Source organism: Streptomyces sp. NPDC088745 (genome assembly GCF_044751045.1).
In the GTDB taxonomy this organism is placed as follows: Bacteria; Actinomycetota; Actinomycetes; order Streptomycetales; family Streptomycetaceae; genus Streptomyces; species Streptomyces cremeus.
The window spans coordinates 419,278-439,949 of sequence record NZ_JBIVLB010000008.1 but is presented as its reverse complement, the minus strand read 5'-3'; the positions used below and the strand labels follow the sequence as shown (position 1 = coordinate 439,949).

General features: G+C 71.3%; 17 protein-coding genes and 2 tRNA genes. 5 read left to right on the top strand and 14 right to left on the bottom strand.

Annotation, left to right across the window (positions count from 1 at the left end; translation table 11 throughout):
- Positions 1-174 precede the first annotated feature (174 nt).
- Positions 175-2,787 carry a ComEC/Rec2 family competence protein gene (locus ACIP93_RS23345; RefSeq protein WP_401761393.1) on the bottom strand — a complete coding sequence of 871 codons (2,613 nt, stop codon included), beginning with the start codon at positions 2,785-2,787 and terminating at the stop codon, positions 175-177.
- Positions 2,784-3,461 carry a helix-hairpin-helix domain-containing protein gene (locus tag ACIP93_RS23340; protein ID WP_380837034.1) on the bottom strand — a complete coding sequence of 226 codons (678 nt, stop codon included), beginning with the start codon at positions 3,459-3,461 and terminating at the stop codon, positions 2,784-2,786. Before ACIP93_RS23340 ends, ACIP93_RS23345 begins: the two co-directional genes overlap by 4 nt.
- On the opposite strand from ACIP93_RS23340, the gene ACIP93_RS23335 reads away from it, so the two are divergent.
- Positions 3,460-4,128 (top strand): hypothetical protein, encoded by a 669-nt coding sequence (locus ACIP93_RS23335; RefSeq protein WP_401761391.1) that lies wholly within the window; start codon positions 3,460-3,462, stop codon positions 4,126-4,128. The genes ACIP93_RS23340 and ACIP93_RS23335 overlap by 2 nt on opposite strands.
- Positions 4,129-4,314: 186 nt before the next feature.
- Here the strand turns inward: ACIP93_RS23335 and ACIP93_RS23330 are convergent, their stop codons facing one another.
- From ACIP93_RS23330 to leuS, 3 genes are all read right to left on the bottom strand, one after another.
- Positions 4,315-5,160 (bottom strand): DegV family protein, encoded by an 846-nt coding sequence (locus ACIP93_RS23330; RefSeq protein ID WP_401761389.1) that lies wholly within the window; start codon positions 5,158-5,160, stop codon positions 4,315-4,317.
- A 175-nt stretch (positions 5,161-5,335) separates the two neighbouring features.
- Complete coding sequence (locus tag ACIP93_RS23325) at positions 5,336-6,106, bottom strand: hypothetical protein (protein ID WP_401761387.1); 771 nt, start codon at positions 6,104-6,106, stop codon at positions 5,336-5,338.
- Positions 6,107-6,317: 211 nt separating this feature from the next.
- Positions 6,318-9,203: a leucine--tRNA ligase gene (gene leuS / locus ACIP93_RS23320; protein WP_401761385.1), complete on the bottom strand. Its 2,886-nt coding sequence runs from the start codon at positions 9,201-9,203 to the stop codon at positions 6,318-6,320.
- Between the two features lie 496 nt (positions 9,204-9,699).
- On the opposite strand from leuS, the gene ACIP93_RS23315 reads away from it, so the two are divergent.
- Both ACIP93_RS23315 and ACIP93_RS23310 read left to right on the top strand, forming a co-directional pair.
- The gene (locus ACIP93_RS23315; protein ID WP_401761383.1) at positions 9,700-10,422 is read left to right on the top strand and encodes a hypothetical protein; all 723 of its coding nucleotides are present in this window, start codon (positions 9,700-9,702) and stop codon (positions 10,420-10,422) included.
- A complete protein-coding gene (locus ACIP93_RS23310; protein ID WP_401761381.1) occupies positions 10,419-12,008 on the top strand; it encodes an NADH-ubiquinone oxidoreductase-F iron-sulfur binding region domain-containing protein in 1,590 nt (529 codons plus the stop codon). The genes ACIP93_RS23315 and ACIP93_RS23310 overlap by 4 nt, the downstream gene beginning before the upstream one ends.
- Positions 12,009-12,078: 70 nt before the next feature.
- Here the strand turns inward: ACIP93_RS23310 and ACIP93_RS23305 are convergent.
- Positions 12,079-12,151 (bottom strand) — tRNA-Ala (locus tag ACIP93_RS23305).
- Between the two features lie 233 nt (positions 12,152-12,384).
- Between ACIP93_RS23305 and ACIP93_RS23300 the strand changes: the two genes are divergently transcribed.
- The gene (locus ACIP93_RS23300; protein ID WP_401761380.1) at positions 12,385-13,626 is read left to right on the top strand and encodes a glycosyltransferase 87 family protein; all 1,242 of its coding nucleotides are present in this window, start codon (positions 12,385-12,387) and stop codon (positions 13,624-13,626) included.
- On the opposite strand, the gene ACIP93_RS23295 is transcribed toward ACIP93_RS23300, so the two are convergent.
- The 7 genes from ACIP93_RS23295 to ACIP93_RS23265 all read right to left on the bottom strand — a co-directional run bounded on the left by ACIP93_RS23295 (position 13,595) and on the right by ACIP93_RS23265 (position 18,025).
- Entirely contained in the window at positions 13,595-13,768 is a 174-nt protein-coding gene (locus tag ACIP93_RS23295) for a hypothetical protein (protein WP_345223059.1), read from the bottom strand. The two genes, ACIP93_RS23300 and ACIP93_RS23295, sit on opposite strands and share 32 nt — an antisense overlap.
- Before the next feature lie 167 nt (positions 13,769-13,935).
- A tRNA-Ala gene (locus ACIP93_RS23290) sits at positions 13,936-14,008 on the bottom strand.
- A 133-nt stretch (positions 14,009-14,141) separates the two neighbouring features.
- On the bottom strand, positions 14,142-14,816 hold the full coding sequence (locus tag ACIP93_RS23285) for a histidine phosphatase family protein (protein ID WP_401761413.1): 675 nt from the start codon (positions 14,814-14,816) through the stop codon (positions 14,142-14,144).
- Entirely contained in the window at positions 14,813-15,262 is a 450-nt protein-coding gene (rsfS, locus tag ACIP93_RS23280; RefSeq protein WP_345223056.1) for a ribosome silencing factor, read from the bottom strand. Before rsfS ends, ACIP93_RS23285 begins: the two co-directional genes overlap by 4 nt.
- Positions 15,263-15,363: 101 nt before the next feature.
- Positions 15,364-17,109, bottom strand: coding sequence for an LCP family protein (locus ACIP93_RS23275; protein WP_401761377.1), 1,746 nt, complete (start codon positions 17,107-17,109; stop codon positions 15,364-15,366).
- A 41-nt stretch (positions 17,110-17,150) separates the two neighbouring features.
- Entirely contained in the window at positions 17,151-17,807 is a 657-nt protein-coding gene (gene nadD / locus ACIP93_RS23270; protein ID WP_345223053.1) for a nicotinate-nucleotide adenylyltransferase, read from the bottom strand.
- 50 nt (positions 17,808-17,857) lie between these two features.
- Positions 17,858-18,025, bottom strand: a complete 168-nt coding sequence (locus ACIP93_RS23265; RefSeq protein WP_401761375.1) for a hypothetical protein — start codon at positions 18,023-18,025, stop codon at positions 17,858-17,860.
- 221 nt (positions 18,026-18,246) lie between these two features.
- On the opposite strand from ACIP93_RS23265, the gene ACIP93_RS23260 reads away from it, so the two are divergent.
- Complete coding sequence (locus ACIP93_RS23260; protein ID WP_401761373.1) at positions 18,247-19,350, top strand: M48 family metallopeptidase; 1,104 nt, start codon at positions 18,247-18,249, stop codon at positions 19,348-19,350.
- Positions 19,351-19,352: 2 nt separating this feature from the next.
- Here the strand turns inward: ACIP93_RS23260 and ACIP93_RS23255 are convergent, their stop codons facing one another.
- Positions 19,353-20,528, bottom strand: a complete 1,176-nt coding sequence (locus ACIP93_RS23255) for a hypothetical protein (RefSeq protein ID WP_401761372.1) — start codon at positions 20,526-20,528, stop codon at positions 19,353-19,355.
- Positions 20,529-20,672 lie beyond the last annotated feature (144 nt).

Here is a 20,672-nt window from a genome sequence, read left to right as displayed (position 1 = left end):
CGTCCTATTTGCCCACCCGGCGGGGCGGGCGGGGCGGCCCCCCGCCGGTCCCCGGGGGGGGGGCGGGGCCCCCCCCCCCGTGGGGGGGCGGGCCGCCCCGGTACGGGGGTTCCGGGGGGCGGCCCCGATGCCGTACGACTCCGTACGACACCGACCCGCCCCGTACGGCAGGCATCAGCCCCTCCGCGGCACCGCCTCCAGCTCCGTGCCGCTGCCGGTGACGGCGATCGCGCCGTCCCGGTCCGTGCGCAGCACCACCGCGCCCAGCGCCTCGAGCACGGCCAGGGTCACGGGAGCCGGATGGCCGTACGGGTTGTCGCGGCCCACCGGGACGAGCGCCAGCCGGGGTGCCGCCCTGCGCAGCAGCCCGGGGTCCTGGTGCGCGGAACCGTGGTGGGGAACCTTCAGCACGTCCACCGCGGGCAGCACGGGACGGAACCGCAACAGCGCCTGCTGCGCGACCGGTTCGAGATCTCCCGGCAGCAGAAGCGTCAGCTCCCCCTGCGGCCCTTCGTACCGTACGAACAGGGTGACGCTCGCGTCGTTCGGCTCGGCCGGCACGGGTTCCGGAGGCGGTGGCGGCCACAGCACCCATGCGTCCAGCGGCCCGGTGCGGTAGCGCTCACCGGCCCGGACGGCGGCCACCGGCACCCCGGCACGGGCCGCCGTCCGCCGGACGAACGCGGCCCGCTCCCCCGGCGCCGCCAGCGGTGTCGTACGGATCGCACCGACGTCGCGGCCGCGCAGCACTCCGGGCAGCCCGCTCACATGGTCGGCGTGGAAGTGGCTGAGCAGCACCAGGGGAACGCGTGTGACGCCGAGGTCGCGCAGGCACCTGTCCACCCGCGCCGGATCCGGCCCCGCGTCGACGACCACGGCGGCGCCCTCCCCCGCCGCGAGCACGGTGGCGTCCCCCTGACCGACGTCGCACAGCACGAACCGCCACCCGTCCGGCGGCCACCGGTGCAGGAATTCGGTGAGCGGCGCCGGACGCAGCAACGCCAGCAGCAGGAGCAGCACACACGCCAGGCTCAGCCACGGGTGGCGCGGCGCCCGCCGCAGGGCGAGCACCACCGCCGCGGTCACCAGGGCCAGCAGGGCACCGCCCTGCCAGCCGCCGGGCCACCCGATCTCCGCACCGGGCAGCGAGGCTCCGGTCCTGGCCACCGCGGCGATCCACCCGGCGGGCCACCCGGCGACACGGGCGAGCAGTTCGGCGACCGGCATCGCCGCCGGCGCCACCGCCAGGGCGGCGAACCCGAGCACCGTGGCGGGCGCGACCGCGAGCTCCGCGAGGAGGTTGCACGGAATCGCCACCAGGCTGACCCGGGCGGCCATCACCGCCACCACCGGGGCGCACACCGCCTGCGCCGCACAGGCCGCCGCCAGCACTTCGGCGAGCCGGGGCGGCACTCCGCGGCGCCGCATCCCCGCGCTCCAGCGCGGGCCGAGGGTGAGCAGCGCGCCCGTGGCCAGCACGGAGAGGAGGAACCCGTAACTGCGTCCGAGCCAGGGGTCGTACAGGATCAGGAGCAGCACGGCGGCGGCCAGTGCGGGGATCAGCGACCGGCGGCGTCCGGTGCCGATGGCGAGGAGGGTGATCAGCCCGCAGGCGGCGGCCCGCAGGACGCTGGGCTCCGGGCGGCACACGATCACGAAGGCGAGGGTGAGCGCGCCGCCGCACAGCGCGGTGGTCCGCAGTGACAGCCCGAGGCGGGGCGCGAGACCGCGTCGCTCGGCGCGCGGGGCGAGTGAGGGCGGCCCGATCAGCAGCACCAGCACGATGGTCAGATTGCTTCCGGAGACGGCCGTCAGGTGCACCAGGTCGGTCGCCCGGAAGGCTTCGTGCAGGTCGGGCTCCATCCGGGAGGTGTCGCCGACGACCAGACCCGGCAGCAGTGCCCGCGCGTCCTGCGGCAGGTCGTCGGTGGCCTCGCGAAGGCCGGCCCTGAGCGTTCCCGCGGTCCGCTGCACGGCGTTTGGCGGGGCCAGGATCTGCGGCCCTCCGTCACCCGGTACCCGCAGCACGGCGGCGATCCTGTCGCCCTCCTGCATCGGCGGCGCCATCCGGGCACCGGACACCTTCAACCGGGTGGAGGGCAGCAACCGCAACCACCGCGCGGTCGGCCCGCGCACCGGTGCGAGGACGAGCACCGGGGTCCGCACGGCGGTCGTCGTACCGTCCACGGCGGTGACCCGGGTGACCTGGGCGTCCAGGACGACGGCACCGGGGGTCGCCCGGTCGCCCCGCACCCGCGGACGGGTCCTGCGCGGATCGCCGCTGACCGTCACCTCGGCCTCCACCACGGCGTGCCTGCGGGCCAGTTCGGGCACCGGACCGCGGTGGAGGTCGGCGGAGTGCAGGGCGGCCGAAGCGGCTGCCGCCGCGGCGCACAGAAGTACGGTGACGACGGCCGTGACGCGTTGGATCCGCCCGTCGGCGGCCGACGTCCCGGCCGCGTTCTCATCGCCGTGGGCCCCGGGTGCCGTCCGGTGGCCGGCCGGATTCGCCGGTACGCGTGCGATGAACAGGGCAGCCACGACGGCTCCGGTCAGGACCACCGCGAGGAGTACGACGGCTCGGGCCGCCGGTGCGCCCACCGTCAGCGCGGCGGCCACCCAGGCCGCCAGCGCCGGCGGCACCAGCCTCAGGTCGGTCGGCCCCTCCTGGCAGGGGTTCGAGTCCCCCAGGCGGTGCGCGGAGGCGGCGTGCACGGCCTGCCGGCCACCGGCGGCGGGAGGGGTGCCCTGGGCCCGCGCGGGGTCGTGGGAGCCGGAGCGGTTCATGGCCGTACGAGCTTTTGGAGGTCGGTGAATCTGCGGTCGCCGATTCCGTTGACCTCCCGAAGTTCCGCCACGGACCGGAATCCGCCGTGCTGGGTGCGGTAGTCGACGATGTGCCGGGCCAGCACCGGGCCGACCCCCGGCAGTGTGTCGAGCTGTTCCACGGTCGCGGTGTTGAGACTGATCGGCACGGCGGGCGGGCCGCCCCCCGGACCCGCCGCTGGTCCGCCGCCCGGTTGCGGCGGCGGCAGGGCCGGACCGCCCACCAGCACGTGTTCACCGTCGGCCAGCACCCGGGCCCGGTTGAGTCCTTCGGTGCTGGTGCCGGTCTTGACCCCGCCGGCTGCCCGCAGTGCGTCGGCGACCCGCGATCCGGCGGGCAGTCGGAGCACTCCCGGCCTCCTGACCTTCCCGCTCACGTCGACGACCACGACCGCGCCCCCCTCGGCCTGCGGCACCTGCCCCGGGCCCACAACCGGCACGGGAACCGACGAGGACTTCGGCGGGTGCACCGCGGCACCGGGTGCGGCGGTCCCGGGCACGGTGGCCGTCCCGTTCGCCCGGGCTTTCTCCGGGACGTGGACAGTCTCGGGGCGCCCGGAGAGGAAGTGGTGGAAGGCGAATCCGGCGGAGACCACCAGAACGGCCGCCAGCGCGCCCAGCGTTCGCGGTTCCATGCCGCACCGGACCTGCACCCACACGGGCATCCGCTCCTTCGCAGCGGCCCAGGCCCGCTGGAATCCGCCCGCACGACGCGGACGCGTCCCGGGCGGAGCGGTCCCACCCGGGAGGCCGGAGGGGCCGACGGGCGGGCGCGGGGCGGACGCGGGCGGCACGGACGCTTGGGGAGGCGGGGCGGAGGACACCGACAGCGCGGCGGCAGCAGCGGCGACAGAGGAGACCGCCGCGCGGGCCAGGGCCGACGGCGAGATCGTCGAGGACGGAGTCGTCGTGGCCGGAGTCGTCGGGGGCGGAGTCGTCGGGGGCGGAGTCGTCGGGGGCGGAGAAGTCCGGAGCGGGGAGGCCGGGAGCGGGGAGGCCGGGGGCGGGCTGGCCGAGAACAGACCGGCTGCGGGCGCGATCGAGGCGGGCGAGGCCGTCGTGGTCCCGGTCGGCGGCCTGCCGGACGGCCCCGCTACGGCCGAGGGGGCGAAAGCCCTCGCCCCCAGCGCCCGGACCACCGCCACGGGGTGCGCCAGGAGAGCGTCCGCCCTGCGCCGGGAGGCCTCCGCGGCGGCGACAGCCGCCCCGCGCCTGCCGGAACGTACGGCCGACGGACCTCGGAGCCCCGTCCGGCCCGTGCTACCCGTAGGGCCCGTACGACGCGTACGGGAGGAGAAGTGAGTGCGGTGACCGGGAACGCGGCCCGGTCCTGTCGTTTCGTTGCGTGATCGAAGAGCCATGCACGGGACGGTAGACCGATCCGCCCAACACTGCTGATCTTGGTCAATTCCTGTGGATAAGCCGCGAGTTGTGGAAAACTCGCCCACCCTTTCGGAGGTTTCTTCGGGATTCGGAGTTCGGGGAACCTCAGCGGGGGGAGACCACCGCGCCGAGCAGCCCCGGTCCCGTGTGGGCCCCGATGACGGCGCCGACCTCGCTGACATGCAGGTCGACCAGCCCCGGCACACGCTCGCGCAACCGCTGGGCGAGGATGTCGGCGCGGTCCTGGGCCGCGAGGTGGTGCACCGCGATGTCCACGGCCCGCTCGCCGGCCTGTTCCACGGCGATCTCCTCCAGCCGGGCGATCGCTCTGGAGGCCGTACGGACCTTCTCCAGCATCTCGATCCGCCCGTCGTCGAGCGAGAGGAGCGGCTTGACGGCGAGCGCCGAACCGAGAAGGGCCCGCGCGGCACCGATCCGGCCGCCGCGCCTCAGGTAGTCGAGGGTGTCGACGTAGAAGTACGCACAGGTGCCCGAGGCCCGTTTCTCCGCGGCCGCCACCGCCTCGTCGACCGTGCCGCCCGCCTCCGCGACCTCGGCCGCCGCCAGGGCGCAGAACCCCAGCGCCATGGCGACCATCCCGGTGTCCACCACCCGCACCGGCACGGGAGCCTCCCGAGCCGCGAGCACAGCCGCGTCGTACGTCCCGGAGAGCTCGGCGGGCAGATGCAGCGAGACGATCCCCGTCGCCCCGGCCTCGGCCGCCGCCCGGTAGGTGGCGGCGAAAACCTCGGGGCTCGGCCTGGACGTGGTCACCGAGCGACGCCTCTGGAGGGCCTGGGCGAGTGAGCGGGCGGAGATCTCCGTTCCCTCTTCGAGCGCCTGGTCGCCGAGGACGACGGTCAGCGGCACCGCGGTGATGCCGTGCCGCTCCATCGTCGGGTGCGGCAGGTAGGCCGTGGAATCGGTGACGATCGCGACATGGCGGGACATGAGCGGGAGGTTACCCGCAGGCGGTGCCCGGCGGCAGCCCGGCCCCTCGGCACCGGCGGCGGGCACCCGGCTGGTTGTCGCTCCTCACGCCGTACGCAGACTGCCGCGCACCGCTCTTGCCACGACGGTGGTCATCCGTGCGGACCTGCGCAGACGGTTCGCATTGGCGGGTGGTTCAGGTGGTGCTCTCCGGACGGGGAGCCTTCTGCCAGGGATACGCGGTCGGCACGTTCGGGTCCCGGCCGGTGATCGCCTGCGGACCGGGCTGCGCGGTGCTCCCGGAGTTCTCCTCGGACTTCCCGGGCCCCGTGCCGGCGGTCCGCGGCCAGTTCTGCTCGGCCCCGGTCGTCGCACCGTTCTGCCGGGCCGGGTCCTGCTCCTGGCCCGGCTCCGGCTCCACGGCCGCCCAGTGCCGTAGCGCCCCGGACTCCATGCGGATCTGCTCGCTCAGCGAAGCGAGGTCGTCGTCCGCGAACTTCCTGGCCCGGTCGCGGGCCGCCCACCGCAGCGAGTCGGCCGAGGAAACGACCTGTTCCGTGCGTTCCCGCAGTTCGGGGATGCTGCCGGCGGCCCGCTCCTTGTCGGGGTCTCGCTCCAGCCGGCGCAGTTCGTCGTCCAACTGGTGACCGTACTCACTGAGCCGCTCGAACAGCGCCAGGGACTCCGTCAGCGACGCGTCGGAGGCCACACCGGTGGACAGCGCCTCCTGGGTGGCCCGCATGGACGTACGCAGCGACAGCCGCAGCTGGGCCAGTTCGCCGCCCATGCCCGGCTGGCCGTAGCTCTTGGCCCGCAGCGTGGTGTCCTCGACGGTGCGCCGGGCCTGGGTGATCGTGCGGTCCACTCCGCGCCGGGCCGCTCCGACCGCCTTCACGGTGACGTATACCCCCAGCCCCAGGAAGGCGAAGAAGAGCAGCGCCATGATCAGAATGACGACTTCTTCCATGACGCCCCTCCATAGTTGGTTGCGACGAACCCGACTGAACGACCCGGCCACCGGTCCACGAGTGCACCAGCTTCTCCACCGTAAACGGAGAGGGCAGGCAAGAGGTTCCATCGGAACCCCCAACCTGCCCGTAGGGGAAAGCCCTCAGCCGGTGTTCGCGGTCGCTCCTTTCCTACGATTCCGGGTGATGTGCCGGAACCGTCTCCCGGTGTCAGGCCGGGACGATGTTCACCAGCTTCGGCGCGCGGACGATCACCTTGCGGACGCCGGCGCCGTCCAGGGCAGCGACGACCGCGGGGTCGGCCAGCGCCAACTTCTCCAGTTCGTCGTCACCGATCGACGGGGAGATCTCCAGGCGTGCCTTGACCTTGCCCTTGACCTGGACGACGCAGGTCACGGTCTCGTCGACGACGTACGCCGGGTCCGCGACGGGGAAGTCCTGGTGGACGACGGACTCGGTGTGGCCCAGCTTGCGCCACAGTTCCTCGGCGATGTGCGGGGCCAGCGGGGCGACCAGCAGCACCAGGCGCTCCGCGACCGAGCGGGACAGCGGACCGCCCGACTTCGTCAGGTGGTTGTTCAGCTCGGTGATCTTGGCGATGGCGGTGTTGAAGCGCATCGCGGCCATGTCCTGGCCGACGCCGTCGATCGCCTTGTGCAGGGCGCGCAGGGTGTCCTCGTCCGGTTCGGTGTCCGTGACGGTGACCTCGCCGGTCGTCTCGTCGACGACGTTGCGCCACAGGCGCTGCAGCAGTCGGTACTGGCCGACGACCGCCCGGGTGTCCCAGGGGCGCGACACGTCCAGCGGGCCCATGGCCATCTCGTACAGGCGCAGGGTGTCGGCTCCGTACTCGGCGGAGATCTCGTCCGGTGTGACGGCGTTCTTCAGGGACTTGCCCATCTTGCCCAGGACGCGGCTGACCTTTTCGCCCTGATAGTAAAACCCGCCGTCGCGCTCCTCGACCTCGGCCGCCGGAACGGCGATACCGCGTGCGTCCCGGTAGACGAATGCCTGGATCATGCCCTGGTTGTACAGCTTGTGGAACGGCTCCGAGGACGAGACGTGCCCCAGGTCGAACAGCACCTTCGACCAGAACCGCGCGTACAGCAGGTGCAGCACGGCGTGCTCGGCGCCACCGACGTACAGGTCGACGCCACCGTGCGGCATGCCGTCACGCGGACCCATCCAGTACTGCTCGACGGCCGGGTCGACCAGCTTGTCGCTGTTGTGCGGGTCCAGATAGCGCAGCTCGTACCAGCAGGAGCCGGCCCAGTTGGGCATGGTGTTGGTCTCACGGCGGTACTTCTTCGGGCCGTCGCCCAGGTCCAGGGTGACGTTGACCCAGTCCTGGTTGCGCGACAGCGGCGTCTCGGGCTGCGCGTCGGCGTCCTCGGGGTCGAAGGTGCGCGGCGAGTAGTCCTCGACCTCGGGCAGTTCCAGCGGCAGCATCGACTCGGGCAGCGAGTGCGCGATGCCGTCCTCGTCGTAGACGATCGGGAAGGGCTCGCCCCAGTAGCGCTGACGGCTGAACAGCCAGTCGCGCAGCCGGTAGTTGACGGTGCCTTCGCCGCAACCGTTCTCGGACAGCCACTCGGTCACGCGGACCTTCGCGTCGGCGACGCTCAGGCCGTCCAGCGAAACGGATTCCGCGGCCGCGGAGTTGACGATTTTTCCGTCGTACGAGGCGAAGGCGTCGTCCCATGTGGCCGGGTCCGCGTCACGCCCGTCCGTCGGCTCGACGACACAGCGCATCGGCAGCTCGAAGGCGCGCGCGAACGCGAAGTCACGGGTGTCGTGCGCGGGAACCGCCATGATCGCGCCGGTGCCGTAGCCCACCAGCACATAGTCGGCGATGAAAACGGGGACTTTTTCACCACTTACCGGGTTGGTCGCGTACGCACCCGTGAAGACGCCGGTCTTCACCTTGGCATCAGCCTGCCGCTCGACGTCGGACTTGGCGGCAGCCTGCTTGCGGTAGGCGGCCACGGCCTCGGCCGGAGTGGCGTGCCCGCCGGTCCACGCGTCACGGGCGTCCTCGGGCCAGGCGCCCGGAACGATGTCCGCGACCAGATCGTGCTCGGGCGCCAGCACCATGTAGGTGGCGCCATACAGGGTGTCCTGGCGCGTGGTGAAGACGGTGATCTTCTTCTCGGCGGCGCCGTCGACGGCGAAGTCGACGCGGGCGCCCTCGCTGCGGCCGATCCAGTTGCGCTGCTGCAGCTTGATCGCCTCGGGCCAGTCCAGACCGTCCAGGTCGTCGATCAGACGGTCGGAGTAGGCGGTGATGCGCATGTTCCACTGGCGCAGCTTTGCCTTGAAGACGGGGAAGTTGCCGCGCTCGGAACGGCCGTCGGCGGTGACTTCCTCGTTGGCCAGCACGGTGCCCAGGCCCGGCGCCCAGTTCACGGGTGCGTCGGAGGCGTACGCCAGCCGGTACTCGCTCAGCAGGTCGGCACGCTCGGCGGCGTCCATGTCCGCCCAGGCGCGGCCCCCGGGAACGGCACGCTCACCACTCTCGAACTGGGCGACCAGCTCGGCGATGGGGCGGGCCTTCTTCGCGTCGGCGTCGTACCAGGAGTTGAAGATCTGGACGAAGATCCACTGCGTCCACTTGTAGTACTCGGGGTCGATCGTCGCGAACGAACGGCGCTTGTCGTGCCCCAGCCCCAGACGGCGCAGCTGGTCCTTCATATTGGCCATGTTGGCCTCGGTGGAGGTCCGCGGGTGCGTGCCGGTCTGCACCGCGTACTGCTCGGCGGGCAGGCCGAAAGCGTCGAAGCCCAGCGTGTGCAGCACGTTGTGGCCGGTCATCCGCTGGTGACGGGCGTAGACGTCGGTGGCGATGTAGCCCAGCGGGTGCCCGACGTGCAGACCCGCCCCCGAGGGGTACGGGAACATGTCCATGATGAACTTCTTGGGCTTCGCGGCCAGCTCCGCGTCGCCCGACAGGTCTCCGTTGCCGGGGTTGGGCGCCTCGTAGGTGCCTTCCTCGTCCCAGAAGTCCTGCCAGCGTGCCTCGATGTCGGCGGCCATGGCAGCCGTGTAGCGGTGTGCGGCTGCCGTCTCGGCAGCGGCAGCGGCATTCATCTCGCTCATGTTTTTCGAAGCTCCATCGATTTCGTCTCTGCCTACGGATCTCTGCCTGCGGAAATGAAAAATCCCCTCGCACAGGAGGGGACGCCGCGCCGATGCCGGCCAGGTGTTTTCACCGGTCGGGACTGATCAGCGCGGCTCACTAAGCAGAAGGCGTACGGCACGCATGGCGTCAGGGTACCGCAGGGGTCATGGACGTCGCATCGAGCCGCCCGCCCGCCACCGAGCAGTACACGATTCCGGCGCCTGTACGAACGCCTCCCCCGGCCGACTTCCCAGCACATGCTGCGCGGACCGTACCCGCCCGCCCTCTCCGCGCACCGGGGAACCACCAAACCCCCCTGTGCCTCGCTCCGGGCCGCCTAGCTTCCCCCCACGGGACCACATTCCCGAGCTTCCGGAGTCCTCTCCCATGAACCTCTCTCCGCGTGCGCATCACAAAGCAGCCGCACCGCCCTCCCCGAGCCGACGCCCGCCCCGATGCGCGCCGCCCCAACTGTTGGCCACCCTGGCGCCGGCGTCGCTGCCGCTGGTCGCTGTCCTCGGTGGCGACGGCCTGCGAGCGGCGTTTGACTTCACCACGGGTGCACTGGCCCTCGTCGCCCTCACCGCGTCCGTCGCCTGGGGTCTGCTGGCCACCGATCGGCTGTTGCTGCGGCCCCGGCACCGTCTGGTGGCCCAGGGTGTGCACCGGTTCACTGCCATCGCCTCCCTGTGCTTCCTCCTGCTGCATCTCACGGTCAAGGTCGTACTCGGCCACACCACACTGCTGGCGGCCCTGGTGCCGTTCTCGGGCGGCTCCTCCGCCACGGCGGTGCTCGTCGGATTCGGCTCACTGGCCGGCCTGCTGATGGTTTCGGCCGCCACCACGGGTGCCCTGCGCAGCGCGTTCGCGGTGCCCGGCCGGGTACTGCCGGGCCGGTGGCGGGCGCTGCACATGTTGGCGTATCCGGCGTGGTGCTCTGCCCTACTGCACGGCCTGTTCACCGGCCGGCCGGCCGCCGGGTGGATCGTCGTGCTGTACGGCCTGTGTCTGGCGGCGGTGTCGGCGGTGCTGGGCCTGCGTCTGCTTCCCGAGCGGATCAAGAGGCGCATCGTCGCCGGCGCCCTGGGCCCGCCGCCGCAGCGAAGGTCCACGCCGCACCTGCCCCACGCCAGGTCACCGCGTGCCGCCCTGTCCCAGCCCCGGCACGCGCGCACCCCCACGGGAGATCACAGTTGAACGACCGCAACACACCCCTGCCCGACGTCCCGCACGTCGTCACCGTCGGTCTCCCGCATCTCACCAGGGGCTTCGAGACGGCCGACCGCCTTAACCTCGCCACGCATCTGAAGGTGCATGGCCCGCTCGCCCCGGTTTCCGGAGAGCGGCTGGTCGCTCTCGCCGAGGAAGTCCGCCTCCTCGGCCGGGGCGGTGCCGGATTCCCGTTCGCCCGCAAGCTGCGAACCGTCGCAAAGTCCGCGGTGCGCCGCGGAGTGCAGCCCGTGGTCGTCGTCAACGCCAGTGAGGGCGAGCCCGCCTGCCGCAAGGACACCGTGCTCATCAACCGTGCCCCGCACCTCGTCCTGGACGGTGCGCTGCTCGCCGCGGAGGCGCTCGGTGCGCGCTTGCTCGTCGTCGCCGTCACCCGTGACTCCACCGAGGCGTCCCTGCGCGACGCATTCGACGAGCGCGGCCTCACCGACCGTCGCATCCGCAACCGCGGCCTCCGGGCCCGCGTCGTACGCACTCCCGAACGCATGGTCTCCGGCGAGGCGTCCGCCATGATCCGTGCCGTGAACGGCGGCCCCGCGCTTCCTCCCGGCCGCCGTGAACGCGCCGCCGAGTCCGGTGTGTCGGGCGCCCCCACCCTGCTGTCCAATGCCGAAACGTACGCACAGCTTGCGGTCGCCGCACGGCTGGGGCCGCACCGTTACGCCCGTACCGGTGCCCCCGATGAGCCAGGGACCATCCTGCTCACGGTTTCCGGTGCCGTTGCCCGCCCAGTGGTGATGGAGGCTCCCTCGGGCGTTCCACTGGGCTACGTCCTGCGGCTGGCAGGCGCTCCGCCGCTCCCCCAGGGCGTGCTGACCGGCGGCTATCACGGCAGTTGGATCGACGCCCATGCCGCGCACGACGCCGCGGTCTCCCGGGCGTCCCTGGCGTCGTTCGGCGGGGCCCTGGGGGCGGGTGCCCTGTTGCCGATCGGCGCGGAGACATGCCCGCTCGGTGAGTCCCTGCGCGTGGCGAACTGGCTGGCCGCCGAGAGCGCGGGCCAGTGCGGCCCGTGCCGGCTCGGCCTGCCCGCCGCGGCCGGTGGACTCTCCGACGTGCTGGACGGCGGCGGCCAGGCCGCACTGGAAGCATTGCGGGAGGTGTCGCAGACGGCGAAGGGCCGGGGTGCCTGCAAGCACCCTGACGGCTCGGTACGTTTCCTGCTGTCCGCCCTGCACGCCTTCACCGACGATCTGGCCGCCCATGTCCTGGGTGGCGGCTGCGGGCGTCCCACCACCGGCGTGCTGCCTCTCCCCGCCCCCGTCCGACATGGAGCACGCCATCAGGAAAGTGCGGCGAGCGGCGAGAAACTGGAGGTCGACTGGACGCTGTGCCAAGGGCACGGTCTGTGCGCCGATGTCGTTCCCGAGCTGATTCGCATGGGCCACGACGGCTTTCCCGCCTTCGCCGACACCTCGGTTCCCCTGCACCTGCACGACCGGGCCCGGCGCGCGGTGCGCCGGTGCCCCGCGCTCGCCCTCCGCCTGGAGCGGTCCCGCGCCGAAAGCACTGCCATCATGCCCCGCAAGTTCCTGGAGCAGGGCCGCGGTTGACGGCCCGTACCACGCACCCTGGCATGCCAAAGAGGCGGCCCGTCCGATGGACGGGCCGCCTCTTTCACTGTGGAGCTAAGGAGAATTGAACTCCTGACCTCCTGCATGCCATGCAGGCGCTCTACCAACTGAGCTATAGCCCCGTGCTGTGCACTTCGTGTCGTTTTCCGTGGTCTCCCCCGGCGACATCGCCAACTTTAGACGGTGGATCGCCGCATCACCAAATCCCTTTCCGCACCCCTTTCCGTCGGCCGCGCGCTCCACTCCGCCGCACCCCTGTGTGACGGTACGGTCACCCTTTGTGAGATCCCCCCGGTTCGTGCCTCCCTCCCCTGTACGCAGTACTGTCGCGCGGCATCCGGTTGCTGTCGCCGGGGTGGTCTGTCTGTTCTCCTTCGCCGTCTTCTGGGCCGCACAGCGCCTCGCCCGGGTCTCGATGATCGATCTGATCGTCTACCGCGCGGAGGGTGCCACGGTCCTGGCGGGCGGGGATCTCTACGCGCTGCGTGCCACCGCGGCGAACCTTCCGACGACGTATCCGCCCTTCGCGGCACTGCTGTTCACACCGTTGTCGCTGCCACACCCCGATCTCCTGCGCATTCTCGGGACACTGGGCAATCTGGTCCTGCTGGTCGCCCTGGTGCGCCTCTCCCTGCGACTCGTCGGGTGCAACCGTTTCGCGACGGCCCTGTGGGTGGCCGCGGCAGCGGTCTGGTGCGAGCCGGTGTGGACGACGCTGAGGTACGGACAGATCAATCTCGCGATCGCGGTCGCGGTCCTGTGGGACCTGACGCGCAAGGAGGGGCACCGTTGGGCGGGCGTGGGCATCGGGCTCGCGACGGCGGTGAAGCTCACGCCGGGACTCTTCGTGGTCTTCCTGCTGCTGGCAGGTCTGGCCAGGGGGCGGCACACCGGAACGTATCGCGGCGATCCCTGGCTGCGGCAGGCGTCGGTCGCCGTCGGCGCTTTCCTTGCCGCAACGGTGGGCTCGGCACTGCTGCTGCCCCGGGACTCCCTCACCTTCTGGACGCGGGCGCTCTTCGAGTCCACCCGGGTGGGCAACACGGAGGACACCGCCAACCAGTCCCTGGCCGGGGTACTGGCCCGTCTCCTGCACACGGACGCCCCCGGGGGCTGGTGGGTCGCCGTCGCCGCCCTCGTGGCGGCCGTGGGGCTGTGCACGGCGGTGGACGCCGCACTGCGCGGAAAGGGTGCCCGTTCGGTGCTGACCTGTGCCATGACGGCCCTGCTGATCAGCCCGATCTCCTGGTCGCACCACTGGGTGTGGTGCGTACCGCTGGTGGTGTTCCTGGCCGGGCAGGCGGTACGGAGCGGGCGCGTGTACGCGGCGGGCGTCTGGGCGGCCGCCGCGGTCTTCTTCTCGTACGCCCTGTGGACCGTCCCACACGGCCGGCAGGGACGCCCGGAACTCGACCAGGACCTCGGCCAGTTCCTGCTGTCGGCGGGCTACCCGGCCGTGGGACTGGCCTTCGTCCTCGCGGGCTTTCGCGGCACGGATCTGCTCAGGACGTACGGACCGGGCCGGCGTCGTTCCCAGCGTGCACGGGAAGAACGTCCGGCAGCCGTCAGGCCCGCGCGAACGAGTAGAAGCGCTTGAGGGTGCAGTGCTCGTCCAGCAGCCGACCGTAGATCGGCTCGCCCTCCAGCTCCCGGTACGTCTCGATCGGGTCGCCTTTTATGATCAGCGCCCGCGCGCACTCCTCGCACCAGTACTGGTACTCGGAGTTGACCGGTTCCATGTCGCGGACGATCGGTGTGCCGCTGCCGCACCAGTCACACTTTCGCCTGTGTGCGCCCATCGTCCCCTCCCCTTCGGCGGCCGCCCCCTGGGCCGTCGATTCTGTCACGGCTACGCAAGGGGGACAGCAAAAGATCCCGCCCCCTGCCGGGGACGGGATCTTGATTGTGGAGCTAAGGAGAATTGAACTCCTGACCTCCTGCATGCCATGCAGGCGCTCTACCAACTGAGCTATAGCCCCGCGTGTTCTCAACTCTGTGCGGTGTTTCCCGCTCCGCGCTGCGAACAAGAAGAACTCTAGCCTGTGACCTGCCGGAAAGTGAAATCCGGGTCGGCCGCCGCTCCCGGAGGGGCCGGGAGGGCCGAAGAACCGCTCAGTCGTCGTCCCCGAGCACGGGTTCCGGAAGGGTCCCGGCGTTGTGCTCCATCAGCCGCCAGCCACGGGCGCCCTCGCCGAGGACGGACCAGCAGCAGTTGGAGAGGCCGCCCAGGCCCTCCCAGTGGTGCGACTCCAGGCCGAGGAGACGGCCGATGGTGGTGCGAATGGTCCCGCCGTGGCTGACGACGACGAGGGTGCCGCCGTCGGCGAGCTTGTCGGCGTGTGCCAGGACCACGGGAGCGGCCCGGTCGGCGACCTCGGTCTCCAGTTCGCCCCCGCCGCGCCGGACCGGCTCACCGCGCTTCCAGGCGGCGTACTGCTCGCCGTACCGCGCGACGATCTCCTCATGCGTGAGGCCCTGCCAGGCACCGGCGTACGTCTCGCGCAGGCCCGCGTCGTGGGTGACGTCGAGGCCCGTGAGGGCGGCCAGCTCCCCGGCGGTGGCCGCGGCCCGGCTGAGGTCGGAGGCCACGATGGCGTCCGGCTTCAGTGAGGCGAGGAGGCGTGCCGCCCGGCGGGCCTGGGCCACTCCGGTGTCGGTCAGCTCGATGTCCGTACTGCCCTGGAAGCGGCGTTCCAGGTTCCAGGAGGTCTGGCCGTGCCGCCACAGGACGATGCGACGGCCGCGATTGCTCCCTGCTGCGCGCTGCTGCGCCCCCGTGCCGTTCAGAACGCGTCTCCGTCCAGGTCTCCGTCCAGCTCGCCGGCCGGGTTCAGCTTGGCGTGCTCCTCGGCCTTGCCGCGGGTCTTCACCGCGTCCTCGGGGAGCGCGATTTCGGGGCAGTCCTTCCACAGGCGCTCCAGCGCGTAGTAGACGCGCTCCTCGCTGTGCTGGACGTGCACCACGATGTCGACGTAGTCGAGGAGGATCCAGCGGGCCTCGCGGTCGCCCTCGCGGCGGACCGGCTTGGCGCCGAGCTCCTTGTTGAGCTTCTCCTCGATCTCGTCGACGATCGACTTGACCTGGCGGTCGTTGGGCGCGGAGGCCAGCAGAAAGGCGTCCGTGATGGACAGCACATCGCTGACGTCGTACGCGATGATGTCGTGCGCGAGCCGGTCGGCGGCCGCCTGGGCGGCGGCGTTGATGAGCTCGATGGAACGGTCAGTGGCGGTCACTAGCAGGCTTTCGTCGGCGGTAGGTGATTACCACAAGGGTCTCACGTCACGCTGACATGCCCCGCCGGTGTTTTTCCGGCGGGGCAGGCAGGCGCCTGGTCCTACTTGGGTGAGTCGGGAACCTTGTAGTCCCGGCCGAGGACGACGGCGACCTGTACGTTCGGTGTGGTGCTCCCCTTGCTGACGGCGGCCGTCGGCAGCCCGAGGGTCTTGGCGACCTCTTCGGCCGTCGTCTTCTGCGCGGTGTCGGCATAGGTGACCCGGGAGGCGGCCGCGACAGCCTCCTTGCCGCCGTCGGCGAACGTGTAACCGCCGTTGACCAGGGCGATCCGTGCGGCCTCGACCGCTGCCGGTTTGCCCGTGGCGTTGCGCACCCCGACCTGTACGGCGGCTCCCTGCTCGGGGGTGCCGGCGGTGCCGCCGAGGACGGTTTTGACGACGGTGTCGGAGGCACTGACGCGCCCGTCGGATCCCACTGGGAGCAGCACCGTCCGGTAGGCGCCCTTCTTCGCGTGCGCGGCGAGTTTCGCCAGGGACGTGGCGAGCGTCTTCTCCGGCAGCGACGGGTCGAGGATCATGCCGAGGTTCCGCACGGTGATCAGGGCGGTGTCCGGGTCGTCGGAGAGCTTCTTCAGGACGCCGTTCATGACCGCTCCGAAGCGGGCGAGCTGTTTGGCCTCGGGTTCGCCCGGTGCTCGGTAGGTGGCGTACGCGACGGCCATGGTGCCGCTGAGGGTCTGCTGCTTGCCCTGCTTCACCAGGGGCGCCGCGCCCTTCTTCGTCGGGTCGGGCACGGAGGTGTCGGTGTCGATCTCGATGGTGCTGACCTGGTCGACGAGGTTTTCCAGGTACGGGGTGTCCAGCCGCCAGGTTCCGCCGATGCGGGTGCCGAGCGCGGTGCCGAGGGACTCGCGGGTCCCGGAGGCTCCGTCGTCGCCGACGGACTTCGCGAGGGTGGTGGCCACCCCGTTGTCGTCGGCGAGGGTGAGCGCGTCGGGAAGCAGCACGGTGGTGCCCTGTCCGGTGCTGGTGTTGTCGACGAGCAGCACCGTGGAGGTGGCGTTGCGGTCCTTGACGTCGTGCAGGTGCAGAGCGATCACATCCCGCTTCTGGGCGCCTGCCGCGGCAGGGCCGCCGCTCTTCTCCGAGGACATGCCGGGCAGCTTGTCCGCGTACCAGAGGTAGCCGACGCCGCCGACGACGACCAGGGCAAGGACGACGGCGAGGGCGACGACGCGGGAACGCCCGCGGCGCTTGGCTTCTTCGCGGCGTTCGGTGCGGCTTTCGGTGAACTTCAGCCAGTCGATAACGTCTTCGGAGTTCTCGTCCGGTTCTTCGACGAAGGAGAACTGTTCCGTGGCGTACTCGGGAGTGCCGGAGCGACGCTTGGGCGACGGCGACTCCTGCGGTGATTCCGGCTGCGCCGTCTCCTGCTCCGCAGGCTCGGGCTGGGGCTGCCTCTGACCCTGCTGGGGCCCCGGGGCCGGCGCCTGGTGCGGAATCCACTGCTGTTGCGGCGGCTGTTGCTGTTGCCGTCCGGTTTCGTACCCGTACTGTTCCGGAATCTGTTGCTGCGTCGCCTGGGATGTGTACGGGTCGAACCCGGCGGTCTGCTGGGACTGTTGCGCGTACGGGTCGTATCCGTACGCCTGCTGCTGGGGCTGCTGCTGCGCCGCGTAGGGGTCGTAACCCTGCTGCGACTGCGAAATCTGCGACTGTGCGGTCTGCTGCTGCGGGGTCTGCTGGTACACCGGCTGCCCGTACGCGTCGTAGCCGACGATTTCCGGCTGCGGCGGGGTGTAGGGGTCCTGGGCGTATGGGTCGTACGGGTTCTGGCGGTCGTTCACCGGTGCCCCATTTCCGTGCTGCTGCTCAGTGCCGTGTGCCGTCAGTCCCGGTACAGCTCGCGCTTGTCGATGTAGCGGACCACACCGTCGGGCACCAGGTACCAGACCGGGTCTCCGCCGCGTACACGCGCACGGCAGTCCGTCGAGGAGATCGCCAGGGCGGGCACCTCCACCAGGGACACACCGCCTTCGGGCAGCCCGTCGGACGTCAGGTCGTGTCCGGGGCGGGTGACGCCGATGAAGTGCGCAAGGGCGAAGAGTTCCTCCGCGTCGCGCCAGGTGAGGATCTGCGAGAGGGCGTCGGCGCCGGTGATGAAGAACAGGTCGGCGTCCGCGTTGAGGGAGCGCAGGTCCCGCAGGGTGTCGATGGTGTACGTGGGGCCGCCGCGGTCAATGTCGATGCGGCTGACGGAGAACTGCGGGTTGGACGCGGTCGCGATGACCGTCATCAGGTAGCGGTCCTCGGCGGGGGTGACCAGCTTGTGGCTCTTCTGCCACGGCTGTCCGGTCGGTACGAACACCACCTCGTCGAGGTGGAACAGTGCGGCCACTTCGCTGGCCGCCACCAGGTGGCCGTGGTGGATCGGGTCGAACGTGCCGCCCATGACGCCGAGGCGGCGCTTGCCCTTACCCGTACCGACGGCACTGTCACCGCTGCTGCCACCGGCCGGACCGGTAGGCGTTACCTGCTCTCCCATGCGTGCAGACCCTACTGGCCCGTGCGGCCGGCCCGGTCCCCCGGCCCGGTTCAGCGGTCCCGGTTGAAGCGGGTGGTGATCCACAGCAGCAGCATCAGCGCGATGAAGGCGCCGCCGCCGGTGATGAGGGGGCTGAGTGAGGCGTGCTGGTCGACGTGCCCGCCGCCTTCGCCGGAGGCGAGGGTCACGAGCTGGGCTGCGGTCTGGTGGAGGCTCATCTTCGGCGGACCTATCGGGAGACGGAGGGGAGACTTCGGCAACATCGTATGCGGCGGGAGCGGGCACGCTCACGCCGACTCAGTCGTTGGGCGGATATCGGCTCCCGGGCAACCGGTACGGGCGGGGCCGCGTCAGCCAGGAGAGGGCCTCCGAACGCGCCCCTCTAGGCTGGGGCCGTCCGGGGGACGGGACATGTCTCGTACGAGAGCAGGGGTCATTCATGACAGACGGCAATCACGGGCACGGGCGGGACGACGGGGACGGCGGCGGGCACGAGAATCTGCCGGGCCGGCAGCGCCGGAGGTTCCCCGGAATCTCCTCGCGGGCGTACGAGCACCCGGCGGACCGGTCCGCCCTGGTGGCGCTGCGCAAGCTGAGCGGGTTCGACACGGTGTTCAAGGCGCTGAGCGGGCTGCTGCCGGAGCGCAGTCTCAGGCTCCTGTTCCTGTCCGACTCGGTGCGGGTGGGCGACGAACAGTTCGCGCACCTCAATTCGATGCTGCGGGACGCCTGTTACATCCTGGACCTGGAGAAGGTTCCCGCGATGTACGTCACGCAGGACCCGAAGCCCAACGCCATGTGCATCGGTCTCGACGAGCCGATCATCGTGGTGACGACGGGTCTGGTGGAACTCCTCGACGAGGAGGAGATGCGGGCGGTCGTCGGGCACGAGGTGGGGCACGCGCTGTCCGGGCACTCGGTGTACCGGACGATCCTGCTGTTCCTGACGAGTCTGGCGCTGAAGGTGGCGTGGATTCCGCTGGGCAACATCGCGATCATGGCGATCGTCACGGCGCTGCGCGAGTGGTTCCGCAAGTCGGAGCTCTCGGCGGACCGCGCGGGCCTGCTGGTCGGTCAGGACCTCCAGGCGTCCATGCGCGGGCTGATGAAGATCGCGGGCGGCAACCACCTGCACGAGATGAACGTGGACGCGTTCCTCAAGCAGGCAGAGGAGTACGAGGCGGGCGGTGATCTGCGCGACTCCGTCCTGAAGATCCTGAACGTGCTGCCGCGTTCGCACCCGTTCACCACGGTGCGCGCCGCGGAGCTCAAGAAGTGGTCGGAGAGCCGCGACTACCAGCGGATCATGGACGGCCACTACCCGCGCCGGGACGAGGACAAGGACACCTCGGTGACGGACTCCATCAAGGAGTCCGCGGCCCACTACGCGGACACCGTGAAGACCAGCAAGGACCCGCTGATGAAACTGGTCGGCGACATCGCGGGCGGTGCGGGCGACCTCGGCGGCAAGCTGCGGGACAAGTTCACCGGCGGCTCGGGAACCGGCAGGAGCGGTTCCGGCGAGAACGGCTCCGGGGGCTGATGTCAGCGCGGCGGGGGCCCGCTCGGTTGCGCGGCGGCGGAGAGTGTGCCGCACAGCGTTCCGGACCGGGCCCCCGTCGCGTACGGGTCGATGCCGGGTGCCGAAGCCCGCGAGGGGGCCGTGGAGGCGCCCGAGGAGGCCGTGGGCGCCGTACGGGCGACCTCGTGCGCCTTCCCCGGCTCCGGGGCCCGCGGGCCCGCCAGCAGGGGCTGCCAGGCCTGTTCCGCTCCCGGGGCCGCGCAGGCCTGGGGGCCGGCGAAGGCGGAGGCGGTGAGGAGCTCCGTACGGTGCCGGCGCAGGTCCTCGGCGTCGTACCGGAAGTGCAGTTCGCGGCGCACGGTGAACAGCGATGCCCCGTCGGCGCGTGCGGCCGCCTTCCCCGCGGCGGGCCGCAGCGGGTAGACGAAGGTGTGGTCGGTGGTGACGTCGAGGAGGTCGGGGCCGAGCTCGACGGCGCGCAGGAAGCCGTTCGCGCGCGGGGCGCCCGCGAGGGCCACCTTCTGCGGGTCGAAGCGGACCAGCCAGCCCGAGGCCTGGGCGCCGGGCTCGGCCGGGACGTCGAAGGCGGCGTCGAACTGGTTGTGCTGATCGGGGTCGAGCAGCAGACGCACCGCACGGTCCTTGCCGCCGGTGAGGACCTCCGGGTCGAGGGAGGACTGCACCAGGTAGTCCTTGGCGATGGTGAGGGCGGCCTGCACCTGGCTCTCGGAGAAGTGCCGGGTGCCTCTGGGTACGGGCAGCTGGATGCCTTCGGCCCCGGTGCGGAACTGGGCGGCGGGGCTGTGCAGGAGGAGTTCGGCGGGTTTGCCGCCGGGTACGGGGCCGAGGGGCGCCAGCGGTACGACAGTGGCGCGCAAGGCGTCGGGGCGGTGCTCGGACGGGGGCTGCGCGGGGGTGCGTACCCCCAGGTAGACGGCTGTGGCGAAGGCGAGCGCGACGAGCAGCACGAGGAGGAGCACCTGGGTGCGCCCGTTGCGGGCGGCCGGTGCCGGTGGTGCGGGCGGGAGCGTCCTGACGGCGGGCGCGTGGTCTCCCACGCGTTCCGTCGCGGAGTACTCCTGGAGCCGGGCGGCGCGGACGAACGATTCGTCGAACACGACGGACCGGTAGTCGTCGTCACCACTGTTGGGTAAGCCCTCGGGCGGGGTGCCCTCGGGCGGATCCGATCGGCCTGCCATCGCTTCTCCCTGAGCCCTACGGTGGGGAGAGAGTCTCCCTTTCAGAGTAGGTCGCAAGAAGCGAAGTCAAACGCCGCGGTACGGCAGAATTTCGCCGGAAGTTCCGTCATTTCGAACGGTGTTGAAGGTTTGCGGAGGGGTTCT

Coding starts and splice junctions, on each gene's coding strand:
- ACIP93_RS23255 (WP_401761372.1), bottom strand. CDS start 20,528: ATGGCAGGCCGATCGGATCCGCCCGAGGGCACCCCGCCCGAGGGCTTA.
- ACIP93_RS23325 (WP_401761387.1), bottom strand. CDS start 6,106: ATGGAAGAAGTCGTCATTCTGATCATGGCGCTGCTCTTCTTCGCCTTC.
- ACIP93_RS23260 (WP_401761373.1), top strand. CDS start 18,247: ATGACAGACGGCAATCACGGGCACGGGCGGGACGACGGGGACGGCGGC.
- ACIP93_RS23295 (WP_345223059.1), bottom strand. CDS start 13,768: ATGGAACCGGTCAACTCCGAGTACCAGTACTGGTGCGAGGAGTGCGCG.
- ACIP93_RS23330 (WP_401761389.1), bottom strand. CDS start 5,160: ATGTCCCGCCATGTCGCGATCGTCACCGATTCCACGGCCTACCTGCCG.
- ACIP93_RS23335 (WP_401761391.1), top strand. CDS start 3,460: ATGCCGCACCGGACCTGCACCCACACGGGCATCCGCTCCTTCGCAGCG.
- ACIP93_RS23265 (WP_401761375.1), bottom strand. CDS start 18,025: ATGAGCCTCCACCAGACCGCAGCCCAGCTCGTGACCCTCGCCTCCGGC.
- leuS (WP_401761385.1), bottom strand. CDS start 9,203: ATGAGCGAGATGAATGCCGCTGCCGCTGCCGAGACGGCAGCCGCACAC.
- ACIP93_RS23340 (WP_380837034.1), bottom strand. CDS start 3,461: ATGGAACCGCGAACGCTGGGCGCGCTGGCGGCCGTTCTGGTGGTCTCC.
- ACIP93_RS23345 (WP_401761393.1), bottom strand. CDS start 2,787: ATGAACCGCTCCGGCTCCCACGACCCCGCGCGGGCCCAGGGCACCCCT.
- nadD (WP_345223053.1), bottom strand. CDS start 17,807: ATGGGAGAGCAGGTAACGCCTACCGGTCCGGCCGGTGGCAGCAGCGGT.